The organism is Pseudoalteromonas sp. R3 (assembly GCF_004014715.1).
Classification (GTDB): Bacteria; Pseudomonadota; Gammaproteobacteria; order Enterobacterales; family Alteromonadaceae; genus Pseudoalteromonas.
On the sequence record NZ_CP034834.1, the window covers coordinates 906,506 to 919,298 of the forward strand.

Annotated in this window: 11 protein-coding genes; all 11 read left to right on the forward strand. The window is 46.1% G+C overall.

Annotated features, from left to right (window positions below):
- Positions 1-20 precede the first annotated feature (20 nt).
- The 11 genes from ELR70_RS03240 to ELR70_RS03285 all read left to right on the forward strand — a co-directional run bounded on the left by ELR70_RS03240 (position 21) and on the right by ELR70_RS03285 (position 12,743).
- A complete protein-coding gene (locus ELR70_RS03240; RefSeq protein WP_054013693.1) occupies positions 21-1,013 on the forward strand; it encodes a phosphatidylinositol transfer protein in 993 nt (330 codons plus the stop codon).
- 206 nt (positions 1,014-1,219) lie between these two features.
- Entirely contained in the window at positions 1,220-1,921 is a 702-nt protein-coding gene (locus ELR70_RS03245; protein WP_128064460.1) for a hypothetical protein, read from the forward strand.
- A gap of 202 nt (positions 1,922-2,123) precedes the next feature.
- Positions 2,124-2,804, forward strand: a complete 681-nt coding sequence (locus ELR70_RS03250) for a hypothetical protein (protein WP_054013691.1) — start codon at positions 2,124-2,126, stop codon at positions 2,802-2,804.
- 200 nt (positions 2,805-3,004) lie between these two features.
- Entirely contained in the window at positions 3,005-3,682 is a 678-nt protein-coding gene (locus tag ELR70_RS03255; RefSeq protein ID WP_054013690.1) for a porin, read from the forward strand.
- 145 nt (positions 3,683-3,827) lie between these two features.
- Positions 3,828-4,082 (forward strand): hypothetical protein, encoded by a 255-nt coding sequence (locus ELR70_RS03260; protein WP_054013689.1) that lies wholly within the window; start codon positions 3,828-3,830, stop codon positions 4,080-4,082.
- Positions 4,083-4,091: 9 nt separating this feature from the next.
- Complete coding sequence (locus ELR70_RS24745) at positions 4,092-4,268, forward strand: hypothetical protein (RefSeq protein ID WP_164881423.1); 177 nt, start codon at positions 4,092-4,094, stop codon at positions 4,266-4,268.
- Between the two features lie 8 nt (positions 4,269-4,276).
- On the forward strand, positions 4,277-4,597 hold the full coding sequence (locus tag ELR70_RS03265) for a hypothetical protein (protein ID WP_128064461.1): 321 nt from the start codon (positions 4,277-4,279) through the stop codon (positions 4,595-4,597).
- Positions 4,598-5,115: 518 nt separating this feature from the next.
- Positions 5,116-7,176: a M13 family metallopeptidase gene (locus ELR70_RS03270; RefSeq protein WP_054013687.1), complete on the forward strand. Its 2,061-nt coding sequence runs from the start codon at positions 5,116-5,118 to the stop codon at positions 7,174-7,176.
- Positions 7,177-7,396: 220 nt separating this feature from the next.
- Positions 7,397-8,413 (forward strand): pentapeptide repeat-containing protein, encoded by a 1,017-nt coding sequence (locus tag ELR70_RS03275; protein WP_128064462.1) that lies wholly within the window; start codon positions 7,397-7,399, stop codon positions 8,411-8,413.
- Between the two features lie 608 nt (positions 8,414-9,021).
- The gene (locus ELR70_RS03280) at positions 9,022-11,082 is read left to right on the forward strand and encodes a M13 family metallopeptidase (RefSeq protein WP_054013684.1); all 2,061 of its coding nucleotides are present in this window, start codon (positions 9,022-9,024) and stop codon (positions 11,080-11,082) included.
- Positions 11,083-11,309: 227 nt separating this feature from the next.
- The gene (locus ELR70_RS03285; protein WP_054013683.1) at positions 11,310-12,743 is read left to right on the forward strand and encodes a hypothetical protein; all 1,434 of its coding nucleotides are present in this window, start codon (positions 11,310-11,312) and stop codon (positions 12,741-12,743) included.
- Positions 12,744-12,793 lie beyond the last annotated feature (50 nt).

Here is a 12,793-nt window from a genome sequence, read left to right on the forward strand (position 1 = left end):
ATTTAACGACGGGAGTATGTATGAAGTTATCAAGGTTGACTCATATCACAGCTAAAGCGGTTGCAGTTGCAGCCATTGCATGGTCTGTTGGTGCACAGGCGTTGCCACAATGTCCAGATCCAAGCTGGATTGAGCAAAATTATGCTAAACCTGAGGTACCCAGTGCCGGGTATCGCAATGGTCTTAATCGATTCATTACCTGGCTGCCAAGCTTTCATATGGTCCACGACGAGGTTGTGGCAGAGGGCAATAGTGTAAAAGTGACAGCAAAGTTTGACTACGGTGCGATTGCACACAAAGATCTGGAATTTGAAACTGTGCGTTTTTACCTGCGCGGACAACAAGACAGTGACTGGCATTATCTGGGTGATGCCGTGACCAACAGCGATGGCAAAGCCAGTGTCACTTTACCGGCTATGAATGCAGGTCAGTACCGTATCTATGCTGCGGTGCCCGCGGATGGAACCGGCGCAGAAGGGTTCGTGACCGTGATTCAGCCAAACACACCCGCTGTACTGTTTGATATTGACGGCACCTTGACCGAATCAGACGCGGAGCAAATAGGCGACTACACCGGCATTGATCGTGCTGATCAAAAAGAAGGTGCTTACAGCCTGGTACGTCGTTATCTGGATCTGGGATATCAGCCTGTCTATCTGACTGCTCGTGTATACTGGTATGCCAAAGGAACACGCGACTGGCTAAATTGGATGGGCCTGCCACGAGGTTTCCTGCGTACCTCTTTGAGCAATGAAACCAGCCTGTTCAGAACGGCAGAGTACAAAATTGAGCAGATCCAGCAGCTGCAATCGCAGGGCCTGAATATTGTGCGTGCTTATGGTAATGCAAAAACCGACGCCGAAGCCTTTATCCGTGCCGGACTGGGTGCCCAAAATAGCTTCACCATAGGCCCGGATGCCGGACATTACGGCACCACGGCGATTACCAACAATAGTTACTTTGAGCATATTACCGATCAGGTAGATACCTACCCGGCGGCGCAGTGTGAGTAACATATAAGTTGTGGGGGCTTATGTGAGGATAAGCCCTCAACACTTTATAATTGAGTTATATCATTCCCAGTCAGACTGCTTTTTATACATCTATTGCTATGTTTCTGTACTTCTTAAATCAAATATCTATAATGCGCGCATCTATATTGGGGTCAATATGGACTCTGTAGTCAATATTTGTTTGAGATAGAAGTATAAGGAAGACAATGAAGCAGTTATCTCTTGTGGCTGGAATAGTCACACTTCTGGCAGGTGCACCTGCCGCCGCTCACACCATTAACTTTGACAAAGTAGAAGTTGGTTACAAACGTTTTGAAGTTGATGACAAAGATCTAGAGCCATTCGGTGATTTGACCGGTATCAATCTGGCATTGAGCAAGCGCTTTGACAACCTGTATATAGAAGGCCGCTACTACAATGTGAGTGATGATCTTCACATAAGCGAAAACAACCCATTAACGCTGGCTGCAAATCAAAAGTTCCTTACTTTGGATACAGAATTTGAAATTCAGCAATATACAGTGGGTGCGGGTTATATCCACACACTGGACGAGACTTCTATTTTTGATGTGAGCCTGCATATTGGTCGAGTTGACTTGTCAGTGGATAGTACGCTGACATTTGGTTATCAGGACGGGAGCGTGTCGGTCAAGCCATCGGGCGCATCTGGTGAGGACGATGCCACTATCTACCGTTTACGTGGTCAATATCAGACACGCGTACTGGAAAATATTGAATTAAAAGCAGGACTTGGCTACGAAAAAACCAGTGGTGAAGACGGCGATAGTGACCCGCTTTTCTTTGTTGGTGCAGGCTACCACTTTAACAACATGTTCTCGGTAAATACAGAATACCGCAAAGTTGACGACTACAACACGCTGGACATCAACTTTAGATACAGCTTCTAATCGCGTATTGAGTATAAGCAAAAGGCCGGTCATTTGACTGGCCTCACAGCAACCTATTTCGACTGTCCCCAACAATTTCCCCAATCTGTATACATTGCCAGATGACACGTCTATAATCCCGCGCGATTTTGCGCGCTAACAGGTAACCATGATCATCTGATGGCGCGACTAATTTTTAAGGTACATATTTAAAAGGATAAATATGAAGCAGTTACCTTTTATGGCGAGTGCGCTCTGTGTACTTCTTGGCGCGCCGACCATGGCTCAAACTATCAACTTTGATAAGCTGGAAGTAGGTTATAAGCGCTTAAGCAATAAGACTGGTTATCATGACACGCTTACAGGTGTTGAGCTGGCAGCTAGTAAGCGTTTTGACAATTACTATGTTGAAGGGCGTTACTACAGCGCAAAAGATTCACATAGTAAGCCAGTTAGCTTTACTGACGATGCTGATAATCTTTACACTTATATCGAAAGTAGAGAGCTAGATGTTAACCAGTTTACACTTGGTGCAGGTTACATTCATGAATTGGATGAGACTTCATTGTTTGATGTGAGTGTGCATATTGGACGCTTTGATCAGAAAAGCAAACACGACCTCACGCTTACCGTGCCTATACCAGCCACTATGCATAATCGCTCCAGTTCTTATGATGAAGACATCTATCGCTTGCGTGGTCAATATCAGACTCGCGTGCTGGAAGATATTGAATTAAAAGCAGGACTTGGCTACGAAAAAACCAGTGGTGAAGACGGCGATAGTGACCCGTTTTTCTTTGTTGGTGCAGGCTACCACTTTAACAACATGTTCTCGGTAAATACTGAATACCGCAAAGTTGACGACTACAACACGCTGGACATCAACTTTAGATACAGCTTCTAATCGCGTATTGAGTATAAGCAGAAGGCCGGTCATTTGACTGGCCTCACAGCAACTTATTTCAACTTCTCAGTCATTTCCCCAATCTGTATACATTGCCAGATAACACGTTTATAATCCCGCCGCTTTTGCGCACTCATAGATTGTGATGATCATCTGATGGCGCGACTAATTTTTAAGGTACATATTTAAAAAGGATAAATATGAAGCAGTTACCTATTGTGGCAGGTATGATCTCTGCGCTTGTAGGCGCACCAGCCATGGCACACAGCATCAATTTCGATAAAGTTGAAGTGGGTTATAAACGCTTTAGCATCGACGGTAGTGCTGCGGAAAGTTATGATACATTTACCGGTGTAAATCTGGCAGCAAGTAAACGCTTTGAGAACTATTATGTTGAGGGGCGTTACTACAGTGTAAGTGAATCAGATAACTACAGTCGTCAATACGGGGACTATCGCTCTGTTAAATCTAGCTTCGAGCTGGATATTAGCCAGTTTACATTTGGCCTGGGTTACGTCCACGAATTGGACGAGGTCTCATTGGTTGATGTGAGCTTTCACCTTGGCCAGGTGGATCTGAAAAGTAAGCTCCACGTCACGGATTCATACCGAACAAGCGAATATCAGCACAGTAGCTCTGATTCTGATGATGTCACCATTTATCGCTTGCGTGGTCAGTATCAGACACGTGTGCTGGAAAATATTGAATTAAAAGCAGGACTTGGCTACGAAAAAACCGACGAAGAAGGCAGTGATAGTGAGCCGCTTTTCTTTGTTGGTGCAGGCTACCACTTTAGCGACATGTTCTCGGTAAATGCAGAATACCGCGATGTTGATGACTACAATACGCTGGACATTAACTTTAGATACAGTTTCTAAGCGCGTATTAAAGTATAAGCAGAAGGCCGGTCATTTGACTGGCCTTTTTTGATCCTCATAATAAAACGCTGAGCCTTGTTTTAATTGCACCCGCTAACTTATTCCACTAATATTGGAAGAAATCCGGAAACTTTTTGGAATAATTATGGCAGACAGTAAAAAAACTGAAGTACGCTTTTCCGTCGATGCAGACTATTTAGCTCAGCTACAGCAGCGTTTAGGGTTAAAAAAATCCAGCGATCTGACAAAAGTTGCCCTGACTTTATTAGACTGGGCCTCGGATGAGGTGGTTCATGACAGAGCCATTTTATCTGCAGATAAGCAAGGAAAAGATGTACATAGGTTAGTGATGCCTGAACTCAATAACATCAGCAAATCAAAACCGAGCGCACAACATTAGGTAAACAGGATGACCGGTAACGCACAGGACAGCGACCAAAACAACACTCAGGCACCATGGCAAAACCTGGACTTAAGCACAGCCCGGGACTCATCGCCTATGGAAGCCCCGGTATCCGATCCAGAACCACTCACAGGCAAAGAAAAAGCCGGTGTAAACCTTACCTGGGGATCATCGCAGTCTTAATTGGTTTTTTGCTCATCATTCTTAGCATTTTTGTCTGGGGCGAAATCCGCTTTTTTAACGCCATCACAGCTAACCCAAACAACACATTAACCGCCGAACAAATGCAGGCCAAACTTGAGCTGCTCACCAACCAGCGCGCCACCTTCCGCGCCTTCTGGTTCGACACTCTCCAGTTGATCATTCTCAACGTACTCTTCCCAACCCTTACCGCATTACTGGGGTACGTATTCGGCACCAGCAGGAACAATGGGGGTAAGGAACGGTCCGAATCCTTGGTTAATATGTCTACCAATATCTATCTTTTATTGCTAAAAAACCTGAGAAAGTGAAATGGAGCGCTAGCCCTTAGTTCTCATAAAAACCCTGGGAGGTTAGCGCTCTTATATGTTCTTTAAAAATAAGGATATTTTTACAGCTGCTTAGTTTAGTGGTGGTTTGGTATGCCATTTCCACAGAGGTTAGCGCAAAACCTGCACTTTTGTTAAGCTGGATGCGCCTTAGCGATAAGGCTGTCGCGTCCTGCACGGACGCGTGGATTGAAACGCATCAACTGAACTAGCGCGGGGCAATTCATCCATGAAGCATCGCTCCTTCGGTCATCCATGACCTCACCTCAGCAAGCTGCGAAACGGTGCTTCGGTCTTGCTTCGCCCTTCACGGGTCCGTGGTTTGGTTTAACAGCAGGCTCAACGGTGTTGCTGTTCATATAACTAATGCATTGATAGGCATGAAGTATTTTTTGTTAAATCGTTCTGCGACAGAGGAGGGATCTGGCTTGCAATGTGATTTGCGATACGACATAGTGCGGCCCGGAAAGATGAATAATAACAATATTAAGGATAGTAGAATGAAAAAGAGTGCGTTGGTATTGGCTGTGTCGGCGGCGTTGGTGGTGTTGGGTGGTTGTGCTCATTACGTGAGCTCAAGTGGTAACAGTGAGTACTCTCAGGTGCAGCACAGCCTTAAGTCCGGGGTTGAGTTACAAAACTTTAATATGAGCGTCAGGCCACAGGACGACTTTTATCAGCACGTTAATGGTAAGTGGTTAAACACGACAGAAATTCCGGCAGAGCGCTCGTCTTGGGGCAGTTTTGACAGGCTGCGTTACGAGTCGGATGAAGCAGTTAAAGCTTTGATCCAGCAAGCGCAGCAACATCCGGGTGAACACGGCAGTAGTGAGCAAAAAATTGGTGACTTTTATGCCAGTTTTATGGATACACAACGCGTGCAACAGCTCGGGCTTAAACCACTCAGTCCCCTGTTGGCCGAAATAGATGCTGCGCAGAGCTATGATCAGTTAAGCACGTTAATTGGCAAGCTGACAATGCTTAGGGTAACAACACCACTGCGGCCGTTTGCAGTCCCGGATGCCAAAAACTCGTCTCAGACTGTGTTGTATCTTATGCAAAATGGCACCGGCATGCCCGCCATAGAATATTATCTTGATGGGGATGAAAAAACGGCTCAGACGCGCCATCAGTATCTGCAATTTGTCGCAGAGCTGTTGCATCTCAGTGGTGAGCCTAAGCCATATGCACGTGCTCAGGCACTACTTGAGCTAGAGACCAAACTGGCCGAGGTGATGTTAAGTCGTTCTCAGTCGCGTCAGCTCAGTCTTGTTTACAATCCGCGTTCGCTTGATCAGTTACGCACTACTTTTGGAAAATTTAACTGGGAAAATGCAGCCCAGGCAATGGCGTTACCAGAAATGGATAAAGTGATCCTGATGCAACCCGATTTCTTCACTGGGCTGGGAGCGTTGTTTGGCAAGGTGTCGGTGCAGGATTGGCAGACTTACCTCAGGTTTCACACGCTAAATCACTTTGCAGCACAACTGAGCGAGCCATTTGTCGCAGCACACTTCAATTTTTACAAGCACACGTTGCGCGGTGTTAAAAAGATGGAGCCTCGCTGGCAGCGAGGGGTAGCTCTGATCAGCGAAACTTTGGGTGAAGAGGTGGGCAAGCTGTATGTCGACGCACATTTTTCGCCCCAGGCGAAAGCAAAAATGGAGGAGATGGTCCGTAACCTCATAGCTGCCTATAGTGACAGCATTAATGAATTGAGCTGGATGAGTGACGAAACTAAAGCCGCTGCACAGGAAAAGCTGGCCAAAATTCGTTATAAAATCGGTTATCCTGATGTCTGGCGCAGTTACAACTTTGAGATCCGCCGGGATGATCTGATTGGTAACGTTATGCGGGCTAATCAGCACAATTTTAAATACGAAATGGCTCAAATCAATCAGCCGGTTGACGAACATAAATGGGAAATGACACCGCAAACGGTCAATGCCTACTACCATCCGCTGAAAAATGAGATTGTTTTCCCTGCCGCAAGGTTACAGCCACCGTCGTTCGATTTATCGGCCGATGATGCTGTGAATTATGGGGCAATTGGCGCGGTTATTGGTCATGAGTTGAGTCATGGGTTTGATGATCAGGGGGCGCAGTTTGATGGTGACGGGAACATTCGCAACTGGTGGGCGGAGCCCGACCTGGCGGAGTTCAAAGCCCGTGGCGATGCGCTGGTTGCACAGTTCAATCGTTATCGCCCTTTTGAGGATGTGGCTATTGATGGTCGTTTGACGCTGGGCGAAAACATTGGAGACTTGGGGGGCGTCACATTGGCATATAAGGCTTATATGCTGTCTCTGGCGGGCAAAGAAAAAACCGTGCTGGATGGATATACGCCTGAGCAACGCTTTTTTATTGGCTTTGCGCAAAACTGGCGTACTAAAAAACACGAAGCGGCGTTGCGTCAGCGCTTAGTCACAGATGTACATGCCCCGGAAGCGTTCCGTGCCAATGGCCCATTGTCTAACTTTACGCCTTTCTATGAGGCGTTTTCTGTGAAAGAGGGCGATAAGCTTTATCGGCCACCCAGTGAGCGCGTTAAGATCTGGTAACACAGCACTCTACAGCATCAATCGACACAACAACCGCAGGCTGTTCTGCGGTTGTTGCTTCAAGGAACCTGGCATCACATGAGGTGTGCATAGCCCAGGAATATACCCTGTACTTACCTTATGCCAAGATAACAGTAAATTCAGTCATACCCAGAACCGACTATTCCATACATTACTTAAATCAGTAATATGGTTTTTATAAGCACTACGAGGTACGTATATGGAAAAGGAATTAGAGCGAAAGCTAACAGGGCTGCCAGATAAAGTCACAAAGCTTGAGGGTGACGATGCAATCTTGTTGTGGCTAAAAGGCAAAGACGCCTGGAATAAATGGATGGAAGAACACCCAGGTTCTAGCATTACGTTTACAGATATAGATTTTAGCCCTGAGTTTATTAAGGCGCGATTAGCCAGTTACAATCAGTTGCCAGAGTTACTTGAATGGTCCAAGAGCAAGCAATTAATTTCATTTGAGGAGTATCAGTTCCATGGAAATGTATACTTCGACAATGTCAAATTTTACAGTGATGTAAGCTTTGAGGGGGCAATTTTTCGAGATGAGTTAATATTTTTTGACTCGAAATTCTACTCTGATGTCGACTTCTCAAGAGCTGTATTCTGTGGGTCGCATACTTTGTTTCATAATGTAGAGTTTCTCAAAGATGCCAAATTTGTATTCTCGCGTTTTGAGAGCTTGACTGATTTTTTGAATGTAAAATTTAGTACAGCAAGTTTTTTTAGTGCTACTTTCGAAGGGAATTCTGCATTTCAAGAAATTGAAATTAAAGGAAAAGCTGTATTTACAGATGCTTTTTTCGAGAGAAAGGTTGATTTTAGATTGAGGAGTTTTCTTGGAGAGCTTTTATTCAACAATGCAACTTTTGAAGGTGCTTGTTCTATTTCCTCAAGTTGTGATAATAAGGCTCTTCTTACAAGCACAAGAAGATTGACCTTTCAAGGTGCCGATTTTAGAAGGTGGCTGAAAATTGATGGTTATTTCACCTGCATTCCTGATATGAGGGCAACAAAAACTGGCCACCATGTGGATTTGAGCGGGTTGAGGGTAATGTTAAGGCGAGGTTTTGTTCAAGAAGGTTGGGGGGTTGAAAAAGCAATTGATCCTGCCGATTCAGAGCGATTGTGTCGGCTGAAAGAGCTTGCTGAGTCAAATAAGGATCATAAACGAGCATTGGAGTTCCATGCTGCTGAAAGTACTGCTCGGAGGTGGGGGATCTAAGTCCATTACAGTCAATGCTGGATATTGTTTATTCACTCACAAGTAATTATGGACAGAGTATCGCGAGACCTTTCTCTTACTTACTATTATCAATAGTACTATTTGCTATATTTAGCATCAAACAACCTGAATGTATCCATAAAGACGAAGGTGCATTCATAACTGCACTAACAGTTTCTATCGCTACTGTCACGCCATTCATCTCAATATCTAAAACAGAGCGCGAAGCAGGTATCAAAAAGCTATATGGTGATAAGACTCCGGAAGATTATGGCCTCTACAGCTATGCTCACGCAGGAGGATCATTTATCTTCATATTCTTAACCGGCCTTGGCCTGAGAAACCGATTCAGAATTTAACTTACATTCTGAAACTAAACAAACCTCGCAACAGCGGGGTTTTTTTATGTCTAAGCAAAGGAGGCCAGTTCGCTTTCCCTTTCTTTTTTGTAACATTTTTTCTGTCTGATTTTTTCAAATCATTGATATTAAATAAAAAAGATATTGGAGAGTATGCGTGTGTACATGCCGAAACATCTTTGGCTTGTGTATTTTGCGCTGCTGGGTGATATTTTTGCCCGCTAACACACAATAATAAGAGGGAAACGCATGAAAAAAACAGCATTAGTGATTGCTTTGACAGCTGCACTGGCAGCTCTGGGTGGGTGTTCATCACAAGGTGAACGCGGTACTCAGGTCGTCGCCCCGCAGAAGGCGCAGGCGCTTAAATCGGGTATTGAGCAAAGCCATTTTGATACGAGTGTCAGGCCGCAGGATGACTTTTTCCAGTATGTAAATGGTAGCTGGCTTGCGAATACAGATATTCCGGCGGATAAGGCGTCCTGGGGTAGTTTCGACCGTTTGCGGTTTGAGTCGGATGAAGCGGTAAAAACGCTGATCCACGAAGCGCAGCAACAGTCGGGCAAAGCAGGCAGTAGCGAGCAGAAAATCGGTGATTTGTACGCCAGCTTTATGAATGAGCAGGCGCTTGAGCAACTTGGGCATAAACCGTTGCAGCCGCTGCTGGCAGACATTGCCGCGATTGACTCATACGATCAGCTGAGTACGCTGATGGGCAAACTGCAAAGGCATCAGGTTACTACGCCTTTAGGTGTATTTGTGGTACCAGATGGCAAAGATGCACGCTTCAATGCCTTGTATGCGGCGCAAGATGGCATAGGTATGCCAGACAAAGACTATTACAGTAAAGACGATGATAAATCTGTGCAGCTGAGGGCCGACTATCAGAACATGGTGGTGACCATGTTGCGTTTGATTGGGGAGCCAAACCCCGAAGCACAGGCCAGGGCGGTGCTTGCGGTTGAAACTAAGCTGGCTGATATTATGTGGAGCCGCACCAAAAGCCGCGAAATCAGCCTGATCTACAACCCCCATGGTACTGCTGAGTTTGAGGCAAAACTGGGTAAACTTAACTGGGATAACGTATCAGCCGGGCTGGGCCTGCCGGCGCAAGACAAAATCATTGTTATGCAGCCAAGCTACTTCGAAGAGTTGGGCACATTATTCGATCAAATCTCCCTAGCGGATTGGCAAACCTATCTGAAGTTTCACACAGTCAACAGCTTTGCAGAGTTGCTGAGCTCGCCCTTTGCTGATGCCCGGTTTGCTTTTTATAGTAAATCATTGCGAGGGGTGACTGAGCAGCAGCCAAGATGGCAACGTGGTGTGGTTATGACCAATGCAATGTTGGGCGAAGAAGTCGGCAAGCTGTATGTGGCCAGACACTTTTCGCCTGCGGCAAAGGCCCGCATGGAGACTCTGGTACAGAACCTGATTGCAGCGTACCGAATGAGTATCGATAACCTGGACTGGATGACTGACGAAACCAAAGCTGCGGCGCAGGATAAGCTCACCAAAGTCAGTTATAAAATAGGGTATCCCGATCACTGGCGTTCCTACGATTTTGAGATCAAAGCCGACGATCTGGTTGGCAATGTGATCCGCGCCAGAGGACATGAGACAGACTTCCAACTGGGTCAGGTTGGTCAGCCGGTTGATCAGACTAAGTGGGAAATGACACCGCAAACAGTGAATGCCTACTATCACCCGCTGAAGAACGAAATTGTGTTTCCTGCCGCGATATTGCAGCCGCCGTTTTTTGATATGAGCGTGGATGATGCCGTCAATTACGGCGCCATAGGTGCCGTGATAGGGCATGAACTGGGACACGGGTTTGATGATCAGGGGGCGCAGTTTGATGGTGATGGTAATATACGTAACTGGTGGCAGGACGCCGATCTGGACCAGTTTAAACAACGTACCGATGCACTGGTTGCACAGTACGATAGCTATAAACCGTTTGCAGATGCCGCAGTAAATGGTCGCATGACACTGGGCGAGAACATTGGTGATTTAGGTGGCCTGACTGTGGCTTACAAAGCTTACTTGCTGTCACTATCGGGTAAGGACAAAGAAATCATTGACGGCTATACGCCAGAGCAACGCTTTTTTATTGGCTTTGCGCAAAGCTGGAGAACCAAAAAGCGTGAAGCGGCGGCGCGTCAGCGTTTGATCACGGATGTACACTCTCCGGCGCAGTATCGGGCAAATGGTCCTTTATCTAACTTTACGCCTTTCTACGAGGCATTTGCTGTGAAAGAAGGCGATAAGCTTTTCCGACCACAAAGCGAACGCGTTAAGATCTGGTAGTCTCTAGTCTGGCTTAGACTATTTCCTCAGGCGGCACAGTCGTGTTCGCCTGAGTGATACCGCCTCCTTCACACTTGTACAAATTCTTCACTGCCTTGGTCGGGCACAAAGCACGACGAGCAACCCGGCATAATAAAATCAGCAAAATAAGTTATTTAATTGAAAGCTTTTTGTTACTGTGTTTTTATGCTCATTGTGGGTAAAACATCAATCAGGGTAGGGAAATAATGCATAATAAAAAAAGGTTTTTAGTTTTGGCTGTCGCCGCTGGCGTGCTGAGCGCTTGCTCTTTTAATCAAAACCCCGAAGGGTCTTATTCTGGGGATGATAGGGTTAATTTAGGGGGCGCTTCCCAGCTGTTGCCAGCAGGCGGTTTCGTTGCGGTTGATTTACCAGCATTAATTGCAGACAAAACACGTAGCGAGTTAACCGCAGAGCTATATGAAAAGTTAGAAAAAAACACAATAGCCAAAGATGGTGAAACAAAACAGTTGAATTCCGAAATGCTCGGTTATCTCGAAGCCAATGATTACTGTAGTGCAGACACAGATGCAGATGAAGACGCCTGTATTGCTGAACGCGAAATGCTCAGCTTTGCTGTGCAGCAATATGCCTCTTATGGAACGGATAAACAACTGGCGATCAGAAATCGGGTACAGGATAGAATTTTATCTGCCTCTACCCAGCGTTGTAACTTATACAAGGTCTATCTGAAGCGTATTGAATCCCGAAACAACTTCTGGCTGGGAACGGTGACTACGGTGTTTGGCGGTGCGGGGGCTGTGTTTACCAGTGAAAGCGCTTCCAGGATCCTGGCCGGACTGGCGGGTGTAACGAGCGGGGTGAGGGCTGAATTCAATCAAGCCTACCTGGCCAATCAGGCGACGGAACTGATTGCCAAAGGGATCGACCTGAAAAGGCGTGGTATTAAGGCTGAAATTACACTGAGGCAGCAAGAGACAGATGTCCAGAAATACTCTTTATTTGGCGCAGTCAGCGATGCACTTGAATACCATGGCGCGTGTAATATTCTGACCGGGCTTGAAGTTGCCAGCAAAGCCGTTGATAACCTGGAAGACCCTGATTTCAGTGTGCTCACCAAAAACCTCTATCGTAGTAAACATCTTGAAGAAGTGATGGATGGTACATTACCGGCAAACTTCAGATATGCTGAGCTGGCGAATGAAACACTGGCGGCGGTGCCAGAGAAAACCCCCAGTGATGAATTCAAACGGTTATTCCACTCGGTGCTGATACCAGACACAGACACGCCGATCACAACACAAGTAAACGGTGTGCTTGGTAAGTTAGTCACAGATAGCAAGATAAATGCGGCACGGCAGGCAAGTATCATGGCATTAACAGACGCCGGCGGTCAGCCCTGGCTGCCTCAGCTGGATACGCGCTTAACCCAGTATAGGGCTGCTCAATTAGACCGCTTTATGGCGCTGGAACGCAGCTTACTCTTACCCGATGATGGCAAGCTGCACAGTGCTCAGATGCTGAATAAAGAAATTAAGCAAATGGTGCAAGAAGTGCAGCTGATGAATGAGAAGCTGCAAGCAGGCTTAACACTGCTGGGAGATGCACAATTTGATATTAACGACAATAACAAGATTGCTGAGGTTTATCAGTGGATAAACGACGCTATCCCTGACTAATCGTTTAAGCAGCATAAACAAAAACAGGGCGCTACTTCACGGGCGCCCTG